Raw genomic sequence first — 26,668 nt, forward strand, 5'->3', positions numbered from 1 at the left:
TGGATTCTATGAGTAGAAATCATTCTCGCGTTGCTTTTCCTTTGCGTTACATAAAACGCTATCTGTTTATTCTGATTGCCCTTCTTTCATTAAATTGCCAAGCTCTCGCTGCAGAGAGCTACGCCGTTTTCTCATTTAATGACGAATTCTCTCCGCTCACTGTCAATAAAGCGCGAAAGTTGTACAGAGGGAAGACGCAACTTTTACAAGGCCAGCGAATTGAACTCTCTGACTGGCCTGCGACATCAACAGAAAGAGCTGAGTTCTATCGTTATCTTCTCAACAAAAATTTAGCGCAAATGAACGCGCATTGGGCAAGCTTGTCTTTTTCAGGTAAAGCTAGACCGCCAAAAGTGATTGCACGCTCCAGCATTGATGACCTCATAGCATGGATGCAAGAGAAGCCGAATAGAATTGGTTATGCCCCAACATCGAGCGTCCCTAGTAATGCTCATGTTTTATGTGTGGTTAGCTCGGAGAATTGATATGAAAAAATATTTAACCATGTTATCGCTGAGTATCGCGACCTTTCCGAGCTCAGCCACGATTGAACTAACAGAACAACTTTCTTTAAGTGGTTTTGGCTCTACTTCGTGGGCAAAATCCGATAACCCAACTACGTTACTAGTTAACCGCTTTATTGGCGATGAATCTTGTTTCGATTGCGATACCACTTTCGGCATGCAGCTCGATTATTTTCACAAGGCATTTCGGGCATCCGCACAAGTCGTAAAGCGCCCGCAAGACCATTGGAGCTCGCCTCAGCTCGAGTGGGCGTATTTGGCTTATACCTATCAAAACATAGAAATACGAGGAGGACGCTTAAGACTGCCACTGTTTTTGATGTCTGAGTACAACTATGTCGGCCACGCTTTTACCCAAGCCCGCCCACCGAATGAGGTATATGACAGCATTCTAGGTATCACGGCTTATAACGGCCTATCTGCACGCTGGATTCATGACCTCAATGAGCAAGTCGTACTTACCGCCATGCCGTTTGTCGGGTTTAAAGACAATAGTGACGTAACCATCAATGAACGTACTGAATTGGAAATTGAGTCAAACAATACTGCAGGGATGAACTTAACGCTAAGCGGAGAGAGCTATCGTTGGAATTTTTCCTACCTCCACGGCGATTATGATCAAACAACGACGCTCTCTAACATTGAGCAGTCCACTCCCGGTGGCGGAACCACAATCATTGACCGTCTAGTTGAAACAGAAAAAAACAACACGATCGATCTGTTCTCTCTAGGGTTAAGATACGAGCTCGATAACATTGTGATTATGGCAGAAGGACAGACCAGCAATCTTTCCTCATCTTGGTACGCGACAACAAGTTATAATGTAAACGAGCTGACTCCTTATATTGTTTACGGTCAGCAGTTTAATAGTCGGGATAAAAAAAGTGGAGACAGTTTCTTACTCGGGTTGAGATACGACCTAGATTACAACGTTTCCCTGAATGCAGAATGGCAAAGGTTCAACGCCTACAATAATAGCTCTGGCGCGTTTTCATCAGCCCCAAAGGATGACAGTGCGAGCCTTTATACGCTAATGCTCAACTTCGTTTTTTAATGTTTCTTACAGTACCAATTTCCACAACATTGGGGGCTGTTGTATTAAGAAGGCTTTTTGCAACACGTAACTAAACGCTAAACGACTGGAAGGGATAGAATCGTTCAGATAGGTAAGTGGCAATCCAAACACAGACAAAGGTTACTCTATTTCGGTTTGTTTTGATTGCCTTTCAACCGCTTTTCTTTGCGTCGCAGTGCCCGGAAAAACTTTGACTCTTCGTGGTACCAACCAAGGACACTAATTGGAAAGCCCACGATCATCATAATAAAAACATCCGCAGGGAGTTGTTCCCAAATGTCGCTTAAAGAATGCAGCTCTCCAAAAATGAACAAACCGATGACTTTACCGAGCAGTAATGCACAACAAATCATAAAGAAGGACTTTAATATATAGTGCCATTTGCCTTTTTTACGCTCTTCTCTCCAATAGGCATACTTATATTGTCGATCGTACATTCATCCCCCTAAAGTAAACTTGCCGTAAGTTTAAGCATCTCGATAGCGTAAAGTGCGTTGGCACCTCTTTAATCATAGTGCGTATCTAAAGTGAATGCTTGTCGTGGCAATAAGAAGGAGAGGTATTCTGTAGTAAGAGCTACATAATCTCTGAACGTTATATGTCTTGTGTAATTCGGATGATGCCTGATTTTGCTTATCGCTAGTGTTTTCTGAACACCCAAATCGGGCCGATGAGTAGAAACTGTAAATCCTCAAAAAACGACGGTTTTTTACCTTCAATCTTGTGACCGATAAATTGCAATATCCACAATACACCAAACAAGAGCATAGAAATATGCAGAACGGGCAACATCAATACCTCTAGAGACCAAATAAGGCCAATGCACGCTAATGTGTAGCCGATCATCATCATGAATACGCTCAGAGACAAACGAAAATAGAAAACCCAAGTGGGGATCACCGCTACCCAAACCCAATTAAGTTCGAAGCCTAATAATGAAATCTGGGGAATCGACCAAATAAGTCCAACCACAGAAAGGTAAATACCTGGAACTGCGATTGTGTGAATCTTTTGGTTGATAGGGTTTTGGTGACTCTCCCCGTATTCTTTTAGCCATTCAGATAATGCTCGCATATCATTCCCCTTTTCCACCTTCTTATTCTTATATAGCCCGAGGATGAAAAAGGTGCGAATTTTTCCGTAAAGGCTACGAGCAACGAGCGACAAAACAACAGAGGCCAGTGCGTTGCCGATTACTCACCAAGCAACGCTCGTTGTGCTTTCGGCAGCTTGGCAACGACAAGAGCATAAGAGCGTTCACACAAGTCTTGAATCAACCCATCCTCGACATCACCGTTAAAATAAACCGTTATCCAATGACGCTTATTTAAGTGATAACCCGGGATAATGTCCGTAAACTGCGACGTTAAGACTTCTCCATCTTCTGGTTTTACTTTTACGCTGACATACTCCCGACCGTTTCTCTCTGCAATGATGGCAAACATCTTGCCTTTGATTTTGTAAACAAGCGCTTCAGGCCCAAATGGGAAATCGCTTTCTGCACACATGAAGGTACTTAAGTATTGTTCTAGTTCTTTGCTTTTCATATCCCCTACCTCCTTCTGCGTTCTCACTCAAATTGTGGCAATAGCAATTTTAACGCCTGGTTAACCTGCTCTTTTTCATTGCCTTCTAAACCATGCAATAACGATTGCTGAACGTCTACATGCTCCAAAATTAGCTTGTCAATTAAGGTTAAGCCTTGCTCTGTTAGTTCAACGGTGACGCTACGTCGGTCTTCTTTACTATGGGTTCTGGTAATAAACCCTTTCTTCTCAAGTTTATCTAAGCGATTAGTCATCGCACCCGAAGTGAGCATCATCGACTCTATTAACGCTGAGGGAGTAAGACAATATGGTGAACCAGCTCGACGCAGTGTCGCTAACACATCAAATTCACCCATTTTCAGGTCGTACTTCTTATGTAGCTCGGCGACCCTAGATTCCATGTGTTTTGCAATTCGCATTAGTCGACCCATTATTGCCATCGGTTCAGTGTCGAGGTCTGGCTTCTCCCTAGCCCACTGCTCTACCACTCTATCAATTGCATCCATTATTTCTCTCCAAACATCATATATTTTTTATTTTAACATAAAGATACTTTACAAAAAGCCACCTTGCCGATATCGTTACATTTAATTATCTCTACATAAAGATATTTAACATGAACATTTTACTTGCGATGATTCCTGCCTTTTTTTGGGGGACGACTTACGCTGTTACTCAGTTTACTCTACCGGACTGGCCTCCCGTTTTACTTGGCGCTCTAAGGGCACTGCCTGCGGGTCTTTTGTTGCTGGCAATAAAGCCCTCGTTTCCGAAAAGAAGTGAGTGGAAGGTGCTGCTTGTTTTAGGAACCATCAACATCGCTTGCTTCTTTGGTCTCATTTTTGTCATGGCGTTGACGCTTCCTTCTGCCATCTCTGGTGTTGGTATGGTTTCGGTCCCCGTTTTTGCGATGCTGTTTGGTTGGGCGGTCTACAAACGTCAGCCTAGTGGCATTCAAGCGATAAGCGGCGCAACTTTGATTACTTTAGCTTGGTTCTTATTTGATCCTAGCTCTATTTCTCTCGAACCCGTGGGCTTACTTGCGATGATCTCCGCCATTATGTGCATCGTGATAGGAAGTAGCGTAACAAAGTCACTAGGTACAAAAATGCACTGGTGGACAGTGCTAACATGGCAGCTCATTTTGGGTGGCGTGATTATGTCTATCGCAACAAGTGTGCTGGCGATAAACAATCCAGAGCCATATGTTACGGTCGTTCAGGGCGTATCCATGACGAATATTCTAGGGTTACTGTGGGTAATTATTCTGAACACTGCATTAGGGTATGGCATGTATGTATGGTTATTACAGCGGATGTCGGTCGTAGATTTTACCTTTGGTGGTATTGCAAACCCAGTCGCAGGCATTGTTTCGGGCCTACTGCTATTGGGGGAAACGTTCACTCCTCTGCAATACAGCTTAATGCTAGGAATGATCGTAATGTCATTACTACCTCAGCTCATTACGTCGATCAAAGCGAAAAGAGCCGCACTCTCCTCCTAAGTAACGTTAATTCCTAACACTCTAGAAGTAATGAGAGTGTTAGGAATCCTCAAGTGTAACCCCATCAGCAGAAATCAGCGCTAACCTAGGCAACTGACACCTTTAAAACGATACGTTTTGACATTATGGCTGTTAAGCGCTTGCAAGGTTAGTCAGGGGCTCAGGTTTAGCGTAAACATAACCTTGAATAAGGTAAATCGCATGCTGAGCCAGGTATTCGACTTGAGCCTGGCTCTCTACACCTTCTGCAATCATCTCACATTCCGCTTTGTTCGCTGCAGACACAATTGAGTCCAGCACTTTCAATTTTTGGTCGTCAGATCCTATTGGATCAATGAACATCTTATCCACTTTTACACACCGGATGCCCAAATCTTGTAGGTAAGAAAAGCCACCATATCCGGTACCAAAATCGTCAATTTTGAACTTGTAGCCTTTATTCGTTAAATACAAAATCTCTTTTTTCGCGGCCTCAGTGTCTTTTACTGGTATTCTCTCGGTCAATTCAAAATGAATTCTATTAGAGATTGGCCAATTTAACTCCGACAGTAACTTCGTTAATACACCTGACTCTAAATGGGAGGAAACAATATTGATACTGACCCACGTATGCTCGGGTAAGTCACTTAAGTCTTGTATGATTTTACGAATAAGCTGATTCGTCATCGGAATAATCAGGCCACTTTCTTCTGCAGCACCAATAAACATATTTGGTGGCACCATTCCATCACGTCGCGACCATCGAATCAGAGCTTCATATCCTACTGTCTTACCATCGCGACTATCGACAATCGCCTGGTAGTAAGGAATAAATTCTGCATTACTAATCCCATTTTCAATTAGACCTGTAATGGATTTTCTCAAGCTTTTACCAGATATGTATGCAAAGGCAGTCACAAGACCTGCAAGCACACTTACAAGACCGCCCCACAAAAGTACTCTTTCCTGAGCATAATTTTTAAGTTTTTCACCGCTGTATATCTTGATGAGCATGTTGGCTTGAGACTCTCCTGAAAAGAAAAACTCTTTTGAGAGTGCGTTTTCTTCTCCTGTAATATTCGCTTTGCCACGGCTTATCGTTAAATCACCAAATATTGGTTCATCATACTTAAACTCTACAAATAGGCAGTCTTTGCAAGGCGTTTTTATTACCTCGTTAACCCAACTGTTATCAAGTACCCAGAAGACTTCAACGTGTTCATTATCATAAATGACCATCCACTCTATTTGGTCATTCTGTTGCGGCAAAATAAGTGATGCGAAAAAGTTTTCATCCATCTGAAATCGTTCACTACTAGATGGGCGAGACACTTCACTACCAACCGTGGAACACGTTTTTCCGCCTTCTGTGGTCATCGCAATAAAACGAATGTAACGGTTATAAAAACGTGGGTCGCGTAAAGTTCTTACATCACTATCACTACAAGTAAAATCTAACTGAGCAATCTGCTTCACTATTGCTCCGTCCAAATAGGCAGACCTTTGATTTAAATAATCTACGTAAGCATCTATTTTCGACGCTTTTACCGAGTTGACGTAAAAGTTGGTTATCGAATGAAAGGCCACTACAAATATGGCGATGGGAACTAAGCCGAGTAAAATGGCATACCTTGTATTCTTTGTTATCAAAGTTCGTCCTGCTAATCTGTCAAGCAACCTAAGTGGGATATGAATACTATCTCATTTTTATAGTCCAAAAAGTGAGGAATGACGCTCAATAAAATTATAGACTCAAGTGGCTTTCAGATGTCGGGATTTAGAATGTGAGCACCAAACCACATTCGAGGAGAACAAAGTAGCGACTAAGTGAAAAGTAAGAACGAGCCCAACTGTTAAGTCATCCGTAATAAAAGTGACAACTTGGATCTTGAGCAATACTTTTTAGATAGGCAGCAGATACGCTAAAAAACAAAAAGGAAACGATTGATGCCAACCGCTTCCTTTATTTGTTATTGCTATTTAAAAGTGCGTGAATTACGCCACTTCAAGAATCACTTTTTCCAACTTATCTAGGCCTTCATTTAGCACGTCAGATTCGATGGTCAGTGGAGGTAACAGACGAATCACGTTCGCTTTTACTCCACAAGAAAGCAGGATAAGGCCGTTTTCTTGCGCTTTAGAAATCACCGCTTTGGTCATCTCTTGCAGTGGTTTGCCTGATTCTGGGTCAGTAAACTCAATCGCCATCATTGCACCAGTAGTGCGGATTTGACCGATAGCAGGTACTGACTGTTGCAGCTTAGTCATTCGTGCATTGACCACTTCACCAATGCCCATCGCTTTAGTGCACAAGTTTTCTTCTTCGATGATTTTCAGCACTTCAAGACCAGCAACACAACCAAGTGGCGAGCCCGCATAAGTACCACCTAAACCACCGGGTAGTGCAGAGTCCATCACATCCGCTTTCCCAACTACCGCTGAGATTGGGAAACCACCAGCAATGCCTTTCGCCATTGTCATTAGGTCTGGTTCAATGCCTAGGTACTCTGTTGCAAACATTTTACCGGTACGAGCAAAACCCGTTTGGATTTCATCGGCAATCAGCATGATACCGTGCTTATCACACAGCTGACGTAAGCCTTGTGCAAACGCTTCAGGTGCTTTGTAGAAGCCGCCCTCACCTTGTACTGGCTCGAAGATGATCGCCGCAACGCGTGAAGGTTCGATATCGCAAGCAAATAGATCGTCGATTGCTTGTAAGCTTTGCTCAACGCTGATGCCGTGGAACGCATTTGGGTACGGCGCGTGATAGATTTCATTCGGGAAAGGACCAAAGCCTGCTTTATATGGCGCAACTTTACCAGTTAACCCCATAGTCATGTTTGTGCGACCGTGAAAGCCACCTTTAAACGCTATCACGCCGCTACGGCCTGTATGAGCGCGTGCCACTTTTACGGCATTTTCGACCGCCTCGGCGCCAGTGGTTAGAAAAATCGCTTTCTTCTTAGTCTCACCTGGTGCAAGTTCTGTCAGCTTTTCTGCCAGCTCAACGAATGACGCGTAAGGCGTGACCATTGCACACGTGTGCGAGAAGTTATCCAACTGAGCTTTTACCGCTTCACTAATGCGTTTATGAGAATGCCCCGTGTTAGTTACCGCAATGCCCGCTGCAAAGTCGATGTATTTGTTGCCTTCAATATCCCACACGTAAGCGTTTTCTGCTTTCTCGACGTAAAGTGGGTACAGTGCGCCCATGCCTTGAGCGATAACTTGGCTTCTTCTTTCGTGTAGTTGTTGGTTTGTCATTGTTTTGTCCTTAATTAGTTGCCGCCAAAGCAGAGATATTTCACGTCCATGTATTCATCGATACCTTGTTTTGCTCCTTCGCGTCCGATGCCGGACTGCTTAACACCGCCGAAAGGAGCGACTTCAGTAGAAATCATGCCTTCGTTAATGCCAACCATGCCGTATTCGAGCGCTTCTGCGATTTTCCAAACACGGTGGATGTTTTGGCTGTAGAAGTACGACGCAAGACCGTAAATGGTGTCGTTCGCCATTTCGATCAGCTGTGCGTCGCTGTCAAAACGAATCACTGGCGCAACAGGGCCAAAGATTTCCTCGGAAACAATCTTCATGTCGTGAGTAACGTCTTTGAGAACCACTGGCTGCATAAATAGACCATCGAGCTTTTTAAGTTCTGAAACCGGCTTCGCGCCTTGCTCGATAGCACCATCAATAAGCGTCTGAATGCCTTGCTTCGCTGACTCGCTGATCACTGGACCAATGTTGACCCCCTCTTCCAATCCGTTACCAACTTTGAGCTGCTGAACCGCAGCGTCAAACTTAGCAACGAATTCGTCATACACTTTGCTGTGTACATAGAAACGGTTCGCACAAACACACGTTTGGCCTGCGTTACGGAACTTCGACGCCATCGCACCCGCCACGGCAGCATCAATGTCGGCATCATCGAATACGATAAACGGCGCGTTGCCACCGAGCTCCATTGAGGTACGTTTAATGTCCGCCGCGCTTTGCTGCATCAACACACTACCAACTTGGGTAGAGCCAGTGAAAGACAACTTACGAATCAACGGATGCGAAGTGAAGATAGCGCCTACCTGACGTGAGTTTTCACCCAGAACCACTTGCAGCACATCGCGAGGGATACCAGCTTGGTAAGCAAGTTCTGCCACCGCAAATGCAGACAACGGCGTGGATTCAGATGGTTTTACGACAAAACTACAGCCTGCAGCTAAAGCTGGGCCTGCTTTGCGCGTGATCATCGCGATTGGGAAGTTCCAAGGCGTAATCGCACAGGCGACACCAATTGGCTGTTTGATGGTAACCAAACGCTTGTCTGCACTCGGTGCTGGAATCGTCTCGCCGTAGGTACGTTTCGCTTCTTCAGCAAACCATTCGATAAAGCTCGCGCCGTAAAGCACTTCACCTTGAGCTTCAACCAGCGGCTTACCTTGCTCTAACGTCATTAAGCGGCCAAGGTCGGCTTTGTTTTCTAACAGAAGTTGGAACCAACGATTGAGCATGCCAGCGCGCGTTTTTGCTGGCAGTGCCGCCCATTCTTTCTGCGCCACATTGGCGCGTTCAATGCCATTTAAAATGTCGTTTTCGGTTGAGACTGGTGCGTACCCGAGGAGTTCTCCGGTCGCCGGGTTTGTAACTGCAATGCCCTGTTGTGGATTCGCTACCATAAACGAAACAAGGCTTTGGTTTTGTATCTGTTGCATGGTCATTCCTTTTGACAACTCATCATCGCCGCAGATTCTGCGGCGAGCTAATGTTTAAGCGGGAATCTGCTGCGTAATGCAGTGAATGTTCCCTCCGCCAAGTAAAACCTCTCTCGACGGTATCGCGATGATTTGGTACTCCGGCATCGCGTTTTGCAAAATATCTATGGCAATGGCGTCGGTTTCTTCATCCAACATTGGCAAGAACACATGCCCGTTGACGATAAGAAAGTTGGCATAAGAGGCACTTAGGCGTTCGCCAGCTTGTCGACTCATTCCTGAACTGGCGTCGATACCATTGGCTTCGCGCTCGCTGTAGTGCAGCGGCCCCGGTAATGGCAAACGGACAATTTCAATATCGCGCCCTTTCGCATCTTGCTGCGATTTCAGCACTTGCTCAGCTTGACGAGACAATGCGTATTGCGGATCGCTTTGGTCATCGGTCCAACTCAGCACCACTTTACCCGGCGCGATGACGTGCATCAGGTTGTCGATATGGCCGTCTGTTTCGTCATTGAATAAACCATTTGGCAACCAAATGACTTTTTCGATACCGAGGTACGCCTTTAACTGCTCTTCGATTTGCGCTTTGCTCAACTGCGGATTACGTCCTGGGCTGAGTAAGCACTCTTCTGTGGTGTAAAGCGTGCCTTCACCATCGGTGTGAATCGCCCCACCTTCAAGTACAAACGGAGCACGGTAATAATCAATACCGATGATGTCGCACACCGAGGCAGCTACAAGGTCGTCCTGCTGCCAGTTGTCGTAAAGGCCGTTGTATTCGCCGCCCCACGCGTTGAATTGCCAACTAATCCCACGGCGCTCGCCCGCTTGGTTAACAAGCACGGTCGGCCCGATGTCTCGCATCCACGCATCGTTAAATGGGATTTCCACCAAACGTACATCTGAGTGAAGCATTTGACGCGCTCGGTCAAAGTTGTGCCAGCACACCGCCACACACACTTTGGTCACTTCCGCGATTAAGTTCGCGATTCTGGCAAAGGTTTCTTGCGCGGGTAACGCGTCATCACGCCAGTTGTCTTTCCTTTCCGGCCACGCTAGCCAAACTTCACTAACCGGCTGAAACTCAGCCGGAAAATAGAAGCCATCTTGCGCTGGTGTTGTCGATAACTTCATTTTAACGCCTCTTTAAACAGCTAGTTTACCAACGCTGGTGTAAAGGTCTGGACGACGGTCGCGGAACAAGCCCCACGCGTGACGCGCTTTCGCTGTCGCAGCGAGGTCAATTTCTGCGTAAATGATGGTTTCACCTTCACGTGGTGCTTCGGCAATTTTTGCACCGGTGTGGTCAGTGATAAAAGAAGAGCCGTAGAACGTGGTCTCGATACCATCATCGACCTCAGTACCCACTCGGTTTGACGCGATGACTGGAACGAGGTTTGCTGCCGAGTGACCTTGCATTGTGCGTTGCCAGTGATCACGTGAATCCAACGTTGGATCTTGTGGCTCAGAACCGATTGCAGTTGGGTAGAAAATCGCTTCAGCCCCGTGTAGAGCCAAACTGCGTGCCAGCTCTGGGAACCATTGATCCCAACAAATACCAGCGCCAAACTTACCGAACTTGGTTTGCCACACTTTGAAACCGGTATCGCCAGGGCTGAAGTAGTATTTTTCGCTGTAACCCGGGCCGTCAGGAATGTGTGACTTACGGTAGTTGTCTAATACCGTGCCGTCTGCATCAATCATTACTAGCGAGTTAAAAAACGTGTTGCCCGCTTTTTCAAAGTAACTGACTGGAATAACGACGCCGAGCTCTTTAGCCAGCGCACTCATCTCTTTAATAAGACGACAATTCTCCGTTTCTTCTGCAAGCTCGAAATACTTTGCTTCTTGTTTTTTGCAAAAGTAAGGCGCAGCGAACAGCTCTTGCGGAAGAATCACGTTCGCACCGTTTTGTGCTGCTTCACGAATCGCCTTTTTTGCTTTGGCTAAGTTATCTTCCAGATCCCAGCTTTTCGTCAGTTGAAGGGATGCAAATTTCACCACTTTGCTCATTGGATATTCCTTATCTCTTAAATCGCCAGTTTGTCACGTAGGTTGTAGTAAGCCGCACCCATTGCCGTAAACGGAATTTGGAAGTGGCGGCCACCTGGGAAGGAGTAATGTTTCAGTGCAGCAAACGCATCGAAACGTTCAGCGTGTCCGGTCAATGCTTCTGCCAACAACTTGCCTGCTAGATGAGTACACGTTACACCGTGACCGCTGTAGCCTTGGAGGTAGTAAATGTTGTCTGCAAACGAGCCAAATTGCGGCATGCGTGAGTAAGTCAGCAAGAAGTTACCCGTCCAGGTGTAATCGATCTTAATGCCTTTCAATTGTGGGAAGACTTTTTCCATCTTCGGACGGATCAGTGCTTCGATGTTTTCTGGGTCACGTGCGCCGTAAACCACACCACCTCCGAACAACAAACGCTTATCGGCAGTTAAGCGGAAGTAGTCAAGCAAGTAGTTACAGTCTTCAACGCAGTAGTCGCTGGTCAGCACTTGTTTTAGCTGCTCATCACTCAAAGGCTGAGTCGCCACCACTTGTGTGCCACACGGAATCGCTTTGTTGCTGATGTTTGGAGCCAACCCACCAAGGTAGGCGTTACCTGCCAAAACCACGTACTTGCTCTTCACGCTGCCTTGCGCCGTTTTAACTACTGGGTTAATCCCTTTGTCAATCGAAACGACTGCCGACTGCTCAAAGATTTGACCACCCAGAGAAATAAACGCAGCGGCTTCACCTAACGCGAGTTTAAGCGGGTGAATGTGACCACCGCGCATATCCAACAAGCCACCAGTGTACACTTTGGTCCCTACCGCTTGTTCTACTTCTCCTGCGTCAAGCAGAGTCAGTTGGTCGTTGCCGTAACGCTCCCAGTTCTTCTTATGCTCTTCTAGCCCTTTGAGTTGTTTACTATTCAGTGCCGTGAACAAACCACCTTGCTTGTAATCACAGTTGATGTCGTATTTGTCGATCAGACCACGGATGATATCGCCGCCTTCAAAAATCATATCGCACAGAGCTTTGGCTTGGTTTTGGTCGTAACGGCTTTCAATCACGTCAACATCTCGGCTGTAGCTATTAACGATTTGGCCGCCGTTACGACCAGTTGCCCCAAAGCCCACTTTTGCGCTTTCTAGCACAACAACTTTAAAACCTTTTTCCGCTAGGTGCAGTGCAGAAGAAAGACCAGAGAATCCCGCACCGACTACACACACATCGCACTCGATGTTGTCTTGTAATTGTGGGTATTCCGGCATGTTTGGCACAGAGTGCGCGTAGAACGAATCCGTATGCTTGTTCATAGAACTATTCCTTTATTTATCGTAATCGTCAGCAGGCTTAAGGATGGAGGCGAATCCAAGTGGTTTTGGTTTCGGTGAATTTTTCAATCGCGTGGAGAGACTTGTCTCGACCATTTCCGCTCATTTTGAATCCGCCAAATGGGACCGTCATATCACCTTCGTTGTAGTTGTTGACCCAAACCGAGCCGGCTTGCAGTCGTTTTGCTACGCGATGAACGCGGTTGATATTGCTACTCCAAAGTGCCGCGCCTAAGCCGTACTTCGAATCGTTAGCGATCTCGATTGCTTGCGCTTCGTCTTTGAATGGAATGACACACAGCACCGGACCAAAAATTTCCTCTTGGGCGACACGCATCTTGTTGTCGACGTTATCTAAAATGGTTGGGGAAACAAATGCGCCCTGCCCATCGACATCGCCACCACAACGTACGTTTGCACCTTCTGATTCACCTAACGAGATGTATTCCAATACTTTTGATTTATGATCTTGGTCGATGAGTGCACCCATGGATGAACTTGGGTCCATTGGGTCTTTTGGCGTGAACGCTTTCGACGCTTGAATAACTTTTTCTATAAACTGATCTTTGATGCTTTCGTGAACAAGCAGGCGGGTTGCCGCGACGCACACCTCACCTTGGTTGTAGAAACACCCTGCGGCGGTGTCTGCTGCTGCGCGGTCTAAATCATCACAATCTTCAAACACGATGTTCGCGTTCTTGCCGCCCGCTTCTGCAAACACACGCTTTAGGTTGCTCTCACCCGATCTGACCATCAGTTGACCTGCAATGCGCGTCGAGCCTGTGAAGGCGATGCAGTCTACGTCTTGGTGTTTCGCCAGCGCGTCGCCAGCTTCATGACCAAAACCCGTAACGACTTGGAAAACGCCTGTTGGCAAGCCCGCTCGAGAAGCAAGTTGACCTAGGAATATCGCGGTGAGAGAAGATTTTTCTGACGGTTTTAGAATCACGCTATTACCAGCGGCTAAAGCAGGGCCAAGCTTCCAGCACGCAAGCCAAAGTGGGAAGTTCCACGGTACAACCGCAGCAACCACACCAATTGGTTGATGAGAAATAAAAGCGTGTACATCTTTTTCGGTTGGGGCAACTTCGCCGTATACTTTGTCGATTGCTTCTGCGTACCAGCGTAATGCACTCGCCGCACCAGGAATATCGGTAGAGAAGCTGTGAGAAATAGGCTTACCGGTATCAAGCGTTTCTAGCAGAGCCAATTCTTCTTGGTTTTGATCAATCAAGTCAGCAAACTGTTTAAGCACTGCTTTGCGATGAGCTGGGCTGCTCTCGCTCCACTGACCGGATTGAAATGCTTGGCGAGCGTATGAAACCGCGAGATCAACATCTTCATTTTGGCAACGGGCGATTTCGGTGAATATCTCATCTGTTGCTGGGTTAACTACCGGGATGGTTTGCCCTGTTAAAGCGGCACTGTATTCACCGTTAATGTACGCCCTGTTTTCGATGTTTAGATTGTTTTTTAGTTCAATCCATTGCTCTTGGGTTTTCATACGCTCTCCTTGTGATCACACAAGGCAAGCCCCCACTAAAATGTGGTTGGCGTATGCGCACTTATCATTCGACAAGCCTTGTCTGTGTGATTTGTAAATCGATGGGGCTTCGTCGTATCAATAATGTACGACTCGCCCGCTGTTATGACATGAGATTGCCCTTTATATTCCAGAGTGATTTCACCCTCTAATACGGTGCCAATCTCTTCGCCTTCGTGTTTGATTTCTGCCGCACCAGTGGTTCCATAAGGTGCGTATTCCTCGATCAAGAATCCGATGACTTGATCTTTGTCACCATTCGTTACCAGTTTCATGGACACCGTCTCGCTCCCGATTTCCACAAGATCTGACGGCTTGATGACTACTTTCACTTCATCGTTCGAAGGTTGTTCAAAAGTGAAAAACTCTGATAACGATAAAGAAAATACATTAACGATTTTTTGTAGTGAGCTGACCGACGGGCTCACTTTGCCATTTTCAATGGATGAGATTGCACTGTGGGTAATACCAGCGCGCTCGGCTAGTTCCCTTTGTGACAATCCATGTTTTTTTCGTAACTGAACAATATTTTTACCAATCTCTTGATTGTCCATTCATACAGCTCCAAACGTTTAACGAGAGGTAGCCATCATAAATTCATTGAACAAAATTTGAGAGAAATGATTGGTTTTTGCTTCCCATTCTGGGTGCCACTGCACGCCAACGAAAAATTTTTGATTAGGAAGACTAAATGCTTCTACCAAGCCATCCGGGGCTTTAGCTTCTACTTGTAATAGAGGAGCAAGCTGATCGACGCCTTGGTTGTGTAGTGTGTTCACTTCAAAGAAGGTGGTATTTTCCCAATGATTTTGCACCAGCCATTGTTCAAATAAGCTCTGCTTTTGAACTAGCACAGCGTGTGCTGGCGCGTATTTTTGTTCGAAATCTTCAACAGGCGCTTCACGATGGTCATTGAAGCCGGAGTCATGAACGGCTGGGTTTAACGAGCCACCGAGTGCGACATTCATCTCTTGAAAGCCGCGGCAAATACCAAGGCACGGAATGTTTTGGTCAACCGCATGACGAATTAACGTGAATGAGAGCTCATCACGAGCTTCATCTTTGTAGCTCTCTTCGTGCGTTGCATTGTATCGATGTGGCGCAACGTTAGAGTGGCTGCCAGGAAAAAGAAAACCATCACATATGTCTAGGATGGTGGTTACGTCATCGACCGACATGTCGGGAGCCAACATAATCGGTAGTCCTCCAAAATCCTTTATGGCGCGAAGGTAAAAGTCGTTGACCGCTTGTATCTGATAGCCACCCAACTCTTTAGCGCAGCTAACCACACCAATGATGGGTTTGTGTGTATCTGCCATGATATGTCCATGTTCAATTTATTTAACACAAACCCTACAAACCATGTACAAAATTATCAACACAGATGACCATTATTATCGTCACAACGTGATCTGACGCACTTTTTAGGCTTCAAAACTGAATATTTATGCTCATTATATTGAACAAAACAAAACCAACTGTTACAAAATAGTTAACAGAAAGACATAAAAACCAGCCGTTAAACATCAAAAGCACAGTGTAAGTGCATGTTTAAATTAAAAATAACCTGAAAAACAAACAACTCGTTCAGAGTGCTGTAATTTATTTGTTAATTTGGTTATTTCTAATTTCTACTCGTCAGGCTATTTGGAGAAGAAAATGGAATCGTATCTACAGGAAGTACAAAATTTTAAACAAAAATGGCCCGATATTGAATTTATCGATCTCATCTTTACCGATATAAATGCCACCCCAAGAGGAAAACGCATCCCGATAGATGCTCTAGAAAAACTGAATAAAGGTGTTGCCCTCCCCCTTTCGACCATCACCCTAGATACCAAAGGTAACGTCGTTGAAACGGCCGGGTTGGGAGAAGATCTCGGAGAACCAGATAACCTCTGCTATCCAATCAGCGGCACCTTAATGCCGACGGCAAAAGAACAAGTTGGTCAGCTACTGCTTAGTATGATGGATGAAACCGGGCAGCACCCTAACCCACTGTTCATCCGAAACATTCTCGCTTCTATATTGCAAACACTGCATGCTAAAGACCAATATCCTTGTATCGCGCTCGAGCTGGAGTTCTATTTAATAGACAAAACCCGCGGCGAAAATGGCGAACCATTAACGGCAATTAACCCCACGAAAAAAACTCGAGAAAAAGATACCGAGGTTTACGACCTTGATGGACTAGATGACTACGCTGATTTCTTGGCCGACCTTAATCGAATTGCATTAGAACAAGGTTTAAACACTTCCGGAGCCCTATCTGAATCGGCACCAGGGCAGTTCGAAATCAACTTCAACCATTCTAAAGATGTACTTCGAGCATGTGATGAAATCATCATCGCAAAACGCTTGATTCGCCAAGTCGCTCATCAGCACGGATTTGACGCCACATTTATGGCGAAACCTTTTAGTGAGCAAGCGGGTAATGGCATGCACATTCACCTCAGCTTGGTTGATACAGATGGTAACAACCACTTTAGCCAGCCAGACGGTCAAGCGAGCGCCTTCTTCTATCAAACCATGGCAGCGATGCTGTCACAAACATCCGATTCCATGGCCCTAATCTGTCCTAACGTTAACTCTTACCGTCGCTTTGTTCCTGGCGCTTACGTCCCGACCAAAGCCGATTGGGGAGAAAACCACCGTGGTGTTGCGTTGCGTGTGCCTATCAGCGATAGCAAAAATCGCCGTATAGAGCATCGTATAGCAGGCGCTGACGTTAACCCTTACATTCTCGCTGCAGTAGTACTTTCCGCAGTATTAGCGAGTGAAAGCTACACCAAAGATCAATGTCCACCGACTCTCAGTGATGATGCAATTGAGTTACCTCTGCGTATGTCAGAAGCTCTAGAGCGACTGGAGCACAGTGAGCTGGCTCAATACATCTCAAGAGACTTTATCGATTTGTATCTAGCTTGCAAACAGAGTGAACTCGCAGAATTTGAGCGAGCGATTACTCCATTGGAAATCGACTGGATGTTGCACTCGGCATAAACAAAGGAAATGAACTTTATGACTACGCAGACCAAGGCGCTGGATGCGCCTCTTAAAATCAACTCTCAACACATTATTGTTTCTTTAATCTCGGTTGCGACGTTTGTCTTTTTTACCACAATCGGTTTGAACCATGAGGAAGGCGAAGCCTACGGATGGATGAGTCTTTTACCAACGGCGTTGGTATTGGTCTTTGCGCTGACAACACACCGAACTGTGGAAGCCCTCTTTAGCGGCGCTATTGCCGGTGTTCTTCTGCTTAACCCAACTGAAGCGGTGGAACAGATTGTTGATATTTCCATGAGTGTAATGATGGATGAAACTATTGCTTGGATCATCCTCGTTTGTGGTTTGATGGGCGGCCTAATTGCTATTTTGGAGAAAGGCGGCAGTATCTTAAGCTTCTCCGACATGCTGGTCACGAAAGTAAAAAGCCGTAAGCAATCGATGCTGATGACCTTTGCTTTAGGTATTCTGATCTTTATCGACGATTATTTGAATGCGATTGCAATTTCTTCCTCAATGAAAAAAGTTACGGACGGCTACCAAATCTCGCGTGAAAAGCTCTCATATCTTGTGGATTCAACCGCCGCGCCTATCTGTATCCTCGTACCGATTTCCACTTGGGCAATTTTCTTCAGTTCGTTGCTAGAAGCAAACGGAGTAGCAGAAGCGGGAGATGGTATCAAAGCATACATTGAAGCTATTCCATACATGGCTTACGGCTGGGTAACGCTAGTGATTGTTTTGCTGGTTGCAATGGAAAAGATCCCAGATCTAGGTGCGATGAAAAAGGCAGAAAAGCGTGCGAAGAATGGTCAAGTTCGTCCAGACGGTGCAACAGATGTCGACTTTGGTCCCGATGTATCTGCACATACCAACCCAACCATGGGCCTTGTCAACTTCTTGTTGCCGATGATCGTACTCGTTGCCGCAAGTTGGTACTTTGGTATCGATCTACTTGCTGGTGTTTTCGTCGCGCTAATCTTTACTATTAGCTTTTACGGCGCACAAAAACTGATCTCGATGAACGACATGTTCGAAGCTGTTTATGATGGCATTAAGGTTATGCTACTGCCGCTTGCGACCGTTATTGGTGGTTTCATGTTGAAATCGGTCAACGACTCATTGGGCGTCACGCAGTATGTCATTGAGACCGTCAGCCCTTACCTGTCAGCGTCTTACTTCCCGGCGATTATCTTTATGATTACGGGCGCGTTGGTATTTGCAACGGCATCGTCTTGGGGAACGTTTGCAGTAGCGATGCCAATTGTTCTACCTTTGGGCGAACAGCTTGGTGTGCCTCTACACTTAACCGTTGCAGCGCTGCTTTCAGCATCAGCGGCAGGGAGCCACTCTTGTTTCTTTAGTGACTCAACCGTGTTATCTGCACAAGGTTCGGGCTGTACAGCAATGCAACACGCAACCACACAGTTTCCTTATGCGTTGATTGGTATTGTTGCAACCGCGATTTTCTTCTTCATCATCGGTTAGCCCCTTTATCTAATTGCAAAACCCTGCTCAAAAATAGCGGGGTTTTGTTCTATCAAGTCAAATGATCCTCTTAAAACTACTTTACGCCCGTTCAGTATAAAAATACTCAAAGATATACAGCTGCACTCAATAAGGGGTTGGTAAACCTAATATTTTTGGTTTACGCTTAGCGAAGCGTTTATTGTGCAACAAGGCAGCTTTTGAGTAACTTAAATGCCGCCTTAATACAGTGTTAACGGTTGGAGAGACATGAAAAAGTTAGCCCATGAGATATGGATATTTGACGGAGATCCCGTCCAATTCTTAGGACTCCCATACACCACTCGTATGACTATTGTTAGGCTTTCTGATGGTGGCCTTTGGATTCATAGTCCAATTAAGTTATCAAATTCGATTAGAGAGCAAATCAACAATCTAGGCCAAGTGAAATACTTAATCGCTCCTAATCATTTACACCACTTGTTCTTATCTGAATGGGTATCTGCCTATCCTAGCGCAGAAGTTTATGGCACAGATGAAGTCATTAAGAAGTGCCGTGATATACACTTTCACGCTTCACTTAACCAAGGCGGTAATGCTTGGAACTCTGAGATTGAACAAGAACTATTTTCTGGCTCTCCATTAATGGAAGAGTGTGTGTTTTATCATCGACTTTCAAAGACCTTAATTGTTACTGACCTCGTCGAGAATTTTTCTGGCCAGAACTTTAACTACTGGCAGCGGTTTGTGGCTAAAGGGGCCGGTATTCTTGCTCCGAATGGAAAAATGCCTTTGGATTGGCGCCTAAGTTTTATGTTTAGCAAACAAGAGGCTCGAAAACACTTAAATAAATTGCTGTCTTGGAAACCTAATATATTGGTTATGGCTCACGGCGAAATCGTCCTTGATAATGCAGACGAGTTCTTACAGCGCTCTTTTAAGTGGCTAGTATGAGACAACATTGAAAACTCACACAACAGAATAGACAAGAAGCTATTTTAAAACATTAGGCCCTTTTAGCTTAGTCTTAGGGGGCAATTTACAGAACTACACGTTATGTTTAACGATAAGCTCCCCTATTCCTCTTAATTGAGCATTATGCAGCAATTTAAAATTCCGTTAGAATTGCACTTCAAAAACTTCAATGCGAAGAATTCTGAACATTGATACGGACATAAGTTCAAGAGTTAACATAACGCTATAGCAATCTCTTATTAATTATTTTGCTTCGAGACATTGGCATACTCCCGAAACAAACCCTTCGACTCTAAAGGTTTTGTTAATAACTGTTGCCATGCTTGTTAGTTATTCTCGTTGAACTCAGTATCTTGAAGTTGTTTGAATATATAAATTTAAAAAAGAGACATAAGATGCACAAAAAACTCATCATTCTAAGCTTGCCTATTCTATTAGCCGCATGTGCGGCACCAAAGTATACGGTAGAAACAATCTCGAAAGAAAATCAGAGCAAGGAAATCACCATCGTAAAAGACAACGCCACGCGAGATGTTTTCTTAGATTCGATGCAAGACTGGTGTTTGGATACCGCCCATAAATGCACAGTCGTAAGCGACGGCACTCCTCCTGTTAGCTCTGAGCTGACACTTACTTACGTATCACGCTGGAGCTGGGATTTTAGAACATTTATCGCTGATGCTCAGATCAAAGCCTACAAAAATAACGAAAAAGTAGGACAAGTTGAATTTAAAGCACCAAACAGCGCGAATCCAGATAAATGGGGTAAAGACAACAAACGAATCATTTCGATGATGGATTTGTTATTCGGTAAACAAACCGTGAGTGAGGCTCAATCCAAGATTAAGCTGGGCGAAATGTAATGAGCCGAACAATTGCCCATTTAACAAGAATCATATATTTGTAGAGAAAGATAGGAATGTTTAAGTGACTGAAGTCAAAACCATTGGGCTTTTCTTTATAACCGCCATTGCAGAAATATTAGGCTGCTACTTACCTTATCTCTGGTTAAAGGAAGATAAGTCAGTTTGGCTTTTGGTACCAGCAGCGCTATGCCTTGCTATGTTTGCTTGGCTTCTATCTTTACATCCTACCGCAACTGGCAGAGTTTATGCCGCTTACGGTGGTGTCTATATTTTTGTCGCAATTCTATGGTTGTGGTGTATCGACGGCGTTCGACCAACGCTCTGGGACATAGTGGGGGTTTCTGTCGCTATGCTTGGCATGTCAATCATCATGTTTTCACCCAGAGCATCCTAAACGTAACCGAGGGAAACCCTTACGCTTAGTATTTTGGCTATGTGCTAGATTTATTGATTAATAACATTATGACGTAATTGCTACATAGCCAAAGTACGCTTGGGCTTCACCCCAAAACAGCGCTATTTATAGGAGATACCAATGAACCATGCAGTGAAGGCAAGATTTGATGAGTATCCAAAACATGTGCGTATTCGGATAGAAGAGCTACGAAATATCGTCTTAACTATCGCTTCTGAATTAAAACTGGGGGAAGTTGAAGAATCTCTAAAATGGGGAGAGCCAAGCTACAGTGTGAAAACAGGTAGCCCGGTAAGGATGGATTGGAAACAGAAAACGCCTAGTCGTTATTATCTGTTCTTTAATTGCCAAACTAAGCTCGTCGACACATTCCGCGAACTGTATAGTGACTCACTTGAGTTTCAGGGTAATCGAGCAATAATTCTATCTTTATCAGCACCTTTGCCAGAAGCTTCAATCAAGACCTGTTTAGAATTAGCATTAACCTATCAAAAGCGAAAGAACTTACCTCTTTTAGGTATGTAAGATCGCTTAATAAAACTATTTACGGCCGATTAACCATATTCAACTACTCTACCTTTGTATCCTTTTTAATGCTTACGCAGTAAAGTTTTAGATTAAGTGGTCACGTTAATAGCGCCGTAACCAAACTAGTAATATCGAAATAAAGAAGAGTTTATGAAATCAAAAATATTGTTCTTACTAATGCTTGGAGCTCATTTCAAAGCTTTTTCAGCGACGAACTATCAAGTCAATGTGGTAGTAACAGAGCCTCAATCAACACTCATTTTTCCGACTTTTGAAATATCCTCTAAAGGAAAAAGCAAAACCAGTTTTGTCGACGGCTGCACGTACTTAGGAACCCTTTCAGAACCGAGCAAAAATAGCATACAGCTTGAAGCTACCATGTCATGCAACCAAGATGGCGCTACGTCAAGGATGGAAATGCCGGTATTTGTACTCAACTCCGAGGGTCAAAGCGCGAGTTATGATCTTGTAGAAAATGGGATCGTGATGTGGAAATATTCTGTAGAAGTTAAGCCGTCACTTAAAAAGTGATATATCAGAAATACTAAAGTAACAATCAGCACTATTAACCGCCGTTTAAGTGTAATAGGTATATTCTTTACGACTTAATGACGTTACTTGTTGCTGCAAGTCTCCAACTCATGTACAAAACAGCCCTAAATTTAATAGGAGCTAAGTGGCATGAATTTAATTGTACGTCAGGTAACTTTAGGTGATGCTGAAGGCATTACAAACGTCCTCAATCCCATCATTATTGAAGGTTTATACACTGTATTAGATACGCCTTTCACACCTGAAGAAGAAAAAGAATTCATTACTCATTTCCCAGAACGGGGCGTGTTTACAGTCGCTTTATCCGAAAATAGCTCACAAGTCGTTGGTTTCCAAAATATCGAGCCCTTTGCACAATATACAAAAGCTTTTGACCATGTTGGCATAATTGGTACGTTTGTTAGTGACGGTGCTCGTGGCCAAGGTGTGTCTAAACAGCTTTTCAAATCGACATTCGAAGTAGCCAAACAAAAGGGTTACGAAAAACTATTTGCGTACGTTCGCAGCGATAATGAGCGAGCGTTATCAGCCTATCTCAAACAAGGCTTCGAAATCGTAGGGACCGCGAAGAAGCATGCAAAAGTTCGTGGGAAATACGTAGACGAAGTCCTCATTGAGAAGTTTTTGTAGGTGTTAAGTCGCTAAACACTAAGCACGCATATAAGAACATTTGAACCAAGACTCAATTTCCGTCGTAGAAATCTCTTTTCTAAAATAGGTTATTTGAAATGAAACTGACCTCGGAAACTGAGTCAAGAATAATAGAAATGGCATGGGAAGACCGCACCCCATTTGAGGCTATCGAATTTCAATTTGGTTTGAATGAATCCGACGTGATTCAGTTTATGCGTAGCCGGCTCAAATCAAGTAGCTTTAAATTGTGGCGTAAAAGGGTTTCGGGGCGCAATACAAAACACAACAAGCTACGAAACTCAGACATCATTAGAGGTTATTGCCCAACTCAATATAAGCCGCGATAGCGAACTGCACTTGGCATAAATTTTTATTACGAATCGCAACATTTATCGCCCTACCTTTGAACCAACTTCATGATTGGAGGGGAATAGTCACCACTTAATTCAACCTAGGTGTTTCAGGGCGATAATAAATTCAATGGGAGTCATCTTAACGTCCTCAGTCGCCATCAAACTAATGATTCCACAGAAAAGATTGATACAAAACGCCCACTAAAAGTAACTCAGATTAAGGAGTCATTTAATCCGTGTATCAATCTCTTTTACCTTCTGTTTAGGCACTAGAATCACTAACCTTCTATTTTATCTTTGAAGGCACAGATAAAAAGCTGCATGATTAAAAAGGAAAAATAGCGGATAACGGTTTAACAAGCACTCGGAGCTTGGAGGCAATTTTGAACAAATTACTTATGATGTTTGCGTTGGTTTCTTTACCTTGCTTGGCTTCTGATGATGTTGAAGATCCCTGCAAAGTAAAAGGCGGTGGCGTTATGGCTGGTTATCAGTGTGTAGAAAAGAAGATGGAATCTGCAGATAAAGAGCTTAACGAAAGTTACAAGGAAGCAATCGCTAGAATAGGTGAGGAAGAAAAAGCACTAAGGAAAACATGGTCTCAGACCGAACTGGTAGAGCCATTTCGAAAGGCCCAAAGAGCTTGGCTAAAATACAGAGACGCCGAATGTGAATTTACGGGCCTGTCTTCCACACCCTCACCCTGGCAAGGTGTCCAGATTGAAGAGTGTAAGTTAAGAATGACGTTAGAACGCGTCGAGTACTTCAATGGAGTATACGTAGGCTAAACGGATTACATCTAACAAAGCACTTCAATAAGATTCGCAACTCTTGGCAATTTCAGTTTAAATGTACTCGGTGTTTAAGATGCAAACGTTCAGGTTGAGTGGTCGCTCCGCTTACTACTTAACCCTGCGTTGTGCGTAAAGCTAATATGGGTGTGAAATAATTATGGAAAAAGACGATTTAGTTGGGCTAGTAGTTAAGTATTTCGAGAAAATAGATGCCGGTGATCCTAGCTATCTGGATCTATTCTCAGAGGATGTTGATTTTTTCTTTCCTAAATTTGGGCAAGCGAAAGGAAAGAGTGCCTTAGTGGAGTTTGGCAATAGGATTGGTAGCTCGTTGATTAGTATTTGGCACGACATAGACGGCTTTCAAATAACGACTGCTGGAAACAAGGTCATTGTTGAAGGACAGGAAGGCGGCGTAATGAGTGATGGTACCTCTTGGCCGGACAACAAAGTTTCCACAGGGCGTTTTTGTAGTGTATTTGAGTTTGAAGGAAAAATGATAAGTCGTATGTTTGTGTACGTAGATCCTGACTTCCCGAGTCGAGATTTTGAGAGAATTTCCGTGCTGTCAGGCGAGAGCAACGTGCGACAAACTGTTCAAGCCTGAATACTACCGCTACCGCATAGCATCTTTGTTATGCGGTAGTATTCGTAGTTAAGGTGTGTTGAGAGCTTTGATATCGCTTTGCTCACACCTTATCAGTGCGTTAGCCACATTCCCTTACTGATAGAAATGCTACTTTCTTCAATCGTCCTGTATTATGATAATGAAAAAGATTGCATTAATTTTAAGATTAAAATGAACCAAAAATTTTTTCTAAAACTACTCCCTGTCCCTTTTCTTCTAACCGCTTGCCAGTCTACGCAAAGCCAGCTACAGCCTATACCTGAAAACGTATTATCAAACCTATCGACTCAGTGGGCAGTAGTAGAAGCCTGTTTTCATTCCGATGCTTATAGCTTAGAGCAATCGGTAAACTATCGAGAGGCCATTAACTATTCTTTTTCTACTTGGCTAGTCGATCAGTCCGATATCGATCAGTCTGTAAATGAAGCTCGTGTAGCGTTATCAGAATATCAGTCTCAGAATGATGGTTTAGGAACAACATGTAAGGATTGGCACCTACCCCTAGAATCTGGATTGCGAGAAGTTAACAATCACAAGAATCAAGTGGCGATAAACCAGCAGCGAGCACATGAAATACATAAAGCAAACGCTTCTAAACCTGTGACGTATTCAACACCAGCATCTACTTCGACTAGTAATGTTGTTCACTGTTACAAATTGGAAGACGTTAGCTTGAATAAGAACATTCAAACCTTTAATGGAATGATATGCCCTATAGGCTGGCTTAAATATTATGGCTATTAATGTATTTGATTAATACAGCACTTAAGAATGAACTCTAAGTTTAATTTTTAGTTCAAGATTGGGTTTCTTGTTTACAATGTTATGTTTCCAGTTGGATTACCGTATTCGAATAGATTGACGAAGTTAATCAATATATGTGTATTGATGCTTACTTTTTATCGAGTTATCTTTGTTTGATAGCCATTAAAACGAGTAAGGAAACAAAGTGACTGTGTTAACAAAAGGCATACACCACGTAGGTTTAACCGTATCTAACCTAGAAGCAAGCGCGAAGTTTTTCACTGAACAATTAGGTTGGAGTGAAGTGAAAAGAAATCCAGACTACCCGGCAATATTTGTGAGTGATGGGCATATCATGCTTACACTATGGGCGGCTAAGGCTGATGCCGCCACTCCATTTGACAGAAAAACGAATATTGGTTTGCATCACTTAGCTTTACTCGTAGAGACTGAGAAGCAACTCGATGAGTTGCGTGATCAATTTATGGCGTCGGGAATCGAAATTGAGTTTGGTCCCGAGCTTGTTAAAACAGGACCCGCAAAACATTTAATGTGTTACGACCCAAGTGGTATTAGGGTTGAGTTTTTCTGGGCGGGCTCATAAAACAAACATAACAAAGTTTTATAATAGGGATTTGGTACACATGGCATTGTTAGTTTGCACCGCCTTTGGTATTTAAGGTGCTTAGCAGAAGCTTGTGTATCGAATGCCCCTCCCCTCCTACTACACATTTTGCGACTTACGAGTAAGTCCAAAAGGATAAATGTTATGTATAAAATCGGCGTTGTTTTATTTGATGATTTCACGGATGTCGATTTCTTTCTTATGTATGACTTGCTGGGGCGCACAACCGACAGTTGGACAGTAAGTATACTTGGAACTAAATCTGAACATCATTCCCACCTCGGTATGAAAGTTAAAACAGACGGACACCTTTCTGAGGTGACGAATCAAGATGTCGTTCTTATTACAAGCGGCAAACGGGGTATTCCAGCCGCTTTAAAAGATGCTGAATTTATGTCGGCGTTGAATCTTGATCCAAATAGGCAGCTAATAGGTTCGATTTGTGCGGGATCATTCATCCTCCATGAACTCGGTTTACTAAAAGGCAAGCGATTAACAACAAACCCAGATGCAAAGGCTGTTCTACAAAGTATGGGAGGAGATGTTCAGGATCTGCCTCTCGTGATAGACGGTAATGTAGCGACGGCCGGTGGCTGTCTTTCACTGATGTATCTAATTGGTTGGTTAACAGAGCGGCTATTTGACTCAAACAAACGAAAAGCTATACAAAATCAATTGATACCTGCTGGGCAATTAGAGCTATTTGAAGAGCTTATTGCCACAACAATTCAATCAGCAGAGTTAGCAAGCTCGGATAACAAGGCGTTAAATAATCATTCATAACATGTGGTGTTTTACATTACGTTAGTTTTAGTGTTTAGGGTAAGTCACACATCAGTCTTGTGTGACTTACCCTTGAACATAACGCC

30 protein-coding genes are annotated in these 26,668 nt (G+C 44.1%); 17 read left to right on the forward strand and 13 right to left on the reverse strand.

Features of this window, described 5'->3' with window-relative positions:
- The first annotated feature begins 8 nt into the window (after positions 1-8).
- Both R7P64_RS06090 and R7P64_RS06095 read left to right on the forward strand, forming a co-directional pair.
- Positions 9-485, forward strand: coding sequence for a hypothetical protein (locus R7P64_RS06090; RefSeq protein WP_017633987.1), 477 nt, complete (start codon positions 9-11; stop codon positions 483-485).
- 1 nt (position 486) lies between these two features.
- On the forward strand, positions 487-1,578 hold the full coding sequence (locus tag R7P64_RS06095; RefSeq protein ID WP_213961181.1) for a sulfate ABC transporter permease: 1,092 nt from the start codon (positions 487-489) through the stop codon (positions 1,576-1,578).
- A gap of 146 nt (positions 1,579-1,724) precedes the next feature.
- Here R7P64_RS06095 and R7P64_RS06100 read toward each other — a convergent pair whose 3' ends face one another.
- The 4 genes from R7P64_RS06100 to R7P64_RS06115 all read right to left on the reverse strand — a co-directional run bounded on the left by R7P64_RS06100 (position 1,725) and on the right by R7P64_RS06115 (position 3,652).
- Positions 1,725-2,036 carry a hypothetical protein gene (locus R7P64_RS06100; protein WP_318118531.1) on the reverse strand — a complete coding sequence of 104 codons (312 nt, stop codon included), beginning with the start codon at positions 2,034-2,036 and terminating at the stop codon, positions 1,725-1,727.
- 202 nt (positions 2,037-2,238) lie between these two features.
- Positions 2,239-2,673, reverse strand: a complete 435-nt coding sequence (locus R7P64_RS06105) for a DUF962 domain-containing protein (protein ID WP_005377800.1) — start codon at positions 2,671-2,673, stop codon at positions 2,239-2,241.
- A gap of 119 nt (positions 2,674-2,792) precedes the next feature.
- Entirely contained in the window at positions 2,793-3,146 is a 354-nt protein-coding gene (locus R7P64_RS06110; RefSeq protein ID WP_017633985.1) for an MmcQ/YjbR family DNA-binding protein, read from the reverse strand.
- A 23-nt stretch (positions 3,147-3,169) separates the two neighbouring features.
- The gene (locus R7P64_RS06115) at positions 3,170-3,652 is read right to left on the reverse strand and encodes a MarR family winged helix-turn-helix transcriptional regulator (RefSeq protein ID WP_017633984.1); all 483 of its coding nucleotides are present in this window, start codon (positions 3,650-3,652) and stop codon (positions 3,170-3,172) included.
- Between the two features lie 110 nt (positions 3,653-3,762).
- Between R7P64_RS06115 and R7P64_RS06120 the strand changes: the two genes are divergently transcribed.
- Positions 3,763-4,650 carry a DMT family transporter gene (locus R7P64_RS06120; protein WP_318123260.1) on the forward strand — a complete coding sequence of 296 codons (888 nt, stop codon included), beginning with the start codon at positions 3,763-3,765 and terminating at the stop codon, positions 4,648-4,650.
- A 132-nt stretch (positions 4,651-4,782) separates the two neighbouring features.
- Here R7P64_RS06120 and R7P64_RS06125 read toward each other — a convergent pair whose 3' ends face one another.
- The 9 genes from R7P64_RS06125 to R7P64_RS06165 all read right to left on the reverse strand — a co-directional run bounded on the left by R7P64_RS06125 (position 4,783) and on the right by R7P64_RS06165 (position 15,529).
- Positions 4,783-6,279 carry an EAL domain-containing protein gene (locus R7P64_RS06125; protein WP_318123262.1) on the reverse strand — a complete coding sequence of 499 codons (1,497 nt, stop codon included), beginning with the start codon at positions 6,277-6,279 and terminating at the stop codon, positions 4,783-4,785.
- Positions 6,280-6,624: 345 nt separating this feature from the next.
- Complete coding sequence (gene gabT, locus R7P64_RS06130; protein WP_054730169.1) at positions 6,625-7,896, reverse strand: 4-aminobutyrate--2-oxoglutarate transaminase; 1,272 nt, start codon at positions 7,894-7,896, stop codon at positions 6,625-6,627.
- A gap of 14 nt (positions 7,897-7,910) precedes the next feature.
- Positions 7,911-9,338, reverse strand: coding sequence for an NAD-dependent succinate-semialdehyde dehydrogenase (locus R7P64_RS06135; RefSeq protein ID WP_213973389.1), 1,428 nt, complete (start codon positions 9,336-9,338; stop codon positions 7,911-7,913).
- Between the two features lie 54 nt (positions 9,339-9,392).
- Positions 9,393-10,475, reverse strand: a complete 1,083-nt coding sequence (aguA, locus tag R7P64_RS06140; protein WP_213905923.1) for an agmatine deiminase — start codon at positions 10,473-10,475, stop codon at positions 9,393-9,395.
- A 12-nt stretch (positions 10,476-10,487) separates the two neighbouring features.
- Positions 10,488-11,354, reverse strand: coding sequence for an N-carbamoylputrescine amidase (gene aguB / locus R7P64_RS06145; RefSeq protein ID WP_213973388.1), 867 nt, complete (start codon positions 11,352-11,354; stop codon positions 10,488-10,490).
- 17 nt (positions 11,355-11,371) lie between these two features.
- On the reverse strand, positions 11,372-12,649 hold the full coding sequence (locus R7P64_RS06150) for an NAD(P)/FAD-dependent oxidoreductase (RefSeq protein ID WP_005385750.1): 1,278 nt from the start codon (positions 12,647-12,649) through the stop codon (positions 11,372-11,374).
- Positions 12,650-12,686: 37 nt separating this feature from the next.
- On the reverse strand, positions 12,687-14,171 hold the full coding sequence (locus R7P64_RS06155; protein ID WP_318118533.1) for an aldehyde dehydrogenase: 1,485 nt from the start codon (positions 14,169-14,171) through the stop codon (positions 12,687-12,689).
- A gap of 35 nt (positions 14,172-14,206) precedes the next feature.
- Positions 14,207-14,764, reverse strand: coding sequence for an HTH-type transcriptional regulator PuuR (puuR, locus tag R7P64_RS06160; RefSeq protein WP_005377813.1), 558 nt, complete (start codon positions 14,762-14,764; stop codon positions 14,207-14,209).
- 18 nt (positions 14,765-14,782) lie between these two features.
- A complete protein-coding gene (locus tag R7P64_RS06165) occupies positions 14,783-15,529 on the reverse strand; it encodes a gamma-glutamyl-gamma-aminobutyrate hydrolase family protein (protein ID WP_017633975.1) in 747 nt (248 codons plus the stop codon).
- 340 nt (positions 15,530-15,869) lie between these two features.
- Here R7P64_RS06165 and R7P64_RS06170 point away from each other — a divergent pair, with 340 nt between their 5' ends.
- The 14 genes from R7P64_RS06170 to R7P64_RS06235 all read left to right on the forward strand — a co-directional run bounded on the left by R7P64_RS06170 (position 15,870) and on the right by R7P64_RS06235 (position 26,582).
- A complete protein-coding gene (locus tag R7P64_RS06170) occupies positions 15,870-17,213 on the forward strand; it encodes a glutamine synthetase family protein (protein WP_213885344.1) in 1,344 nt (447 codons plus the stop codon).
- 18 nt (positions 17,214-17,231) lie between these two features.
- On the forward strand, positions 17,232-18,707 hold the full coding sequence (locus R7P64_RS06175; RefSeq protein ID WP_005377816.1) for a Na+/H+ antiporter NhaC family protein: 1,476 nt from the start codon (positions 17,232-17,234) through the stop codon (positions 18,705-18,707).
- Positions 18,708-18,956: 249 nt separating this feature from the next.
- Entirely contained in the window at positions 18,957-19,640 is a 684-nt protein-coding gene (locus R7P64_RS06180; RefSeq protein ID WP_064368205.1) for a DUF4336 domain-containing protein, read from the forward strand.
- A gap of 416 nt (positions 19,641-20,056) precedes the next feature.
- Positions 20,057-20,524, forward strand: coding sequence for an Sbal_3080 family lipoprotein (locus R7P64_RS06185; protein WP_005385757.1), 468 nt, complete (start codon positions 20,057-20,059; stop codon positions 20,522-20,524).
- Between the two features lie 64 nt (positions 20,525-20,588).
- A complete protein-coding gene (locus tag R7P64_RS06190) occupies positions 20,589-20,921 on the forward strand; it encodes a YnfA family protein (protein ID WP_005377819.1) in 333 nt (110 codons plus the stop codon).
- Between the two features lie 141 nt (positions 20,922-21,062).
- Positions 21,063-21,467 carry a DUF1801 domain-containing protein gene (locus tag R7P64_RS06195; RefSeq protein WP_017633973.1) on the forward strand — a complete coding sequence of 135 codons (405 nt, stop codon included), beginning with the start codon at positions 21,063-21,065 and terminating at the stop codon, positions 21,465-21,467.
- Between the two features lie 153 nt (positions 21,468-21,620).
- Positions 21,621-22,001: a hypothetical protein gene (locus R7P64_RS06200; RefSeq protein ID WP_213973386.1), complete on the forward strand. Its 381-nt coding sequence runs from the start codon at positions 21,621-21,623 to the stop codon at positions 21,999-22,001.
- Positions 22,002-22,151: 150 nt separating this feature from the next.
- A complete protein-coding gene (locus R7P64_RS06205; protein ID WP_213973385.1) occupies positions 22,152-22,652 on the forward strand; it encodes a GNAT family N-acetyltransferase in 501 nt (166 codons plus the stop codon).
- Positions 22,653-22,750: 98 nt separating this feature from the next.
- A complete protein-coding gene (locus R7P64_RS06210) occupies positions 22,751-23,002 on the forward strand; it encodes a TIGR03643 family protein (RefSeq protein ID WP_005377824.1) in 252 nt (83 codons plus the stop codon).
- A 404-nt stretch (positions 23,003-23,406) separates the two neighbouring features.
- Positions 23,407-23,796, forward strand: a complete 390-nt coding sequence (locus R7P64_RS06215) for a lysozyme inhibitor LprI family protein (RefSeq protein WP_065274430.1) — start codon at positions 23,407-23,409, stop codon at positions 23,794-23,796.
- A 163-nt stretch (positions 23,797-23,959) separates the two neighbouring features.
- Positions 23,960-24,409 (forward strand): nuclear transport factor 2 family protein, encoded by a 450-nt coding sequence (locus tag R7P64_RS06220; RefSeq protein WP_005377826.1) that lies wholly within the window; start codon positions 23,960-23,962, stop codon positions 24,407-24,409.
- A gap of 192 nt (positions 24,410-24,601) precedes the next feature.
- Positions 24,602-25,174 (forward strand): hypothetical protein, encoded by a 573-nt coding sequence (locus R7P64_RS06225; RefSeq protein ID WP_250155507.1) that lies wholly within the window; start codon positions 24,602-24,604, stop codon positions 25,172-25,174.
- Between the two features lie 205 nt (positions 25,175-25,379).
- Positions 25,380-25,778, forward strand: a complete 399-nt coding sequence (locus R7P64_RS06230; protein ID WP_017820909.1) for a VOC family protein — start codon at positions 25,380-25,382, stop codon at positions 25,776-25,778.
- Positions 25,779-25,943: 165 nt separating this feature from the next.
- Complete coding sequence (locus tag R7P64_RS06235) at positions 25,944-26,582, forward strand: DJ-1/PfpI family protein (RefSeq protein ID WP_054574092.1); 639 nt, start codon at positions 25,944-25,946, stop codon at positions 26,580-26,582.
- The last annotated feature ends 86 nt before the right edge of the window (positions 26,583-26,668 follow it).

The sequence above is a fragment of the Vibrio sp. 2304 genome (genome assembly GCF_033339475.1).
In the GTDB taxonomy this organism is placed as follows: domain Bacteria; phylum Pseudomonadota; class Gammaproteobacteria; order Enterobacterales; family Vibrionaceae; genus Vibrio; species Vibrio alginolyticus.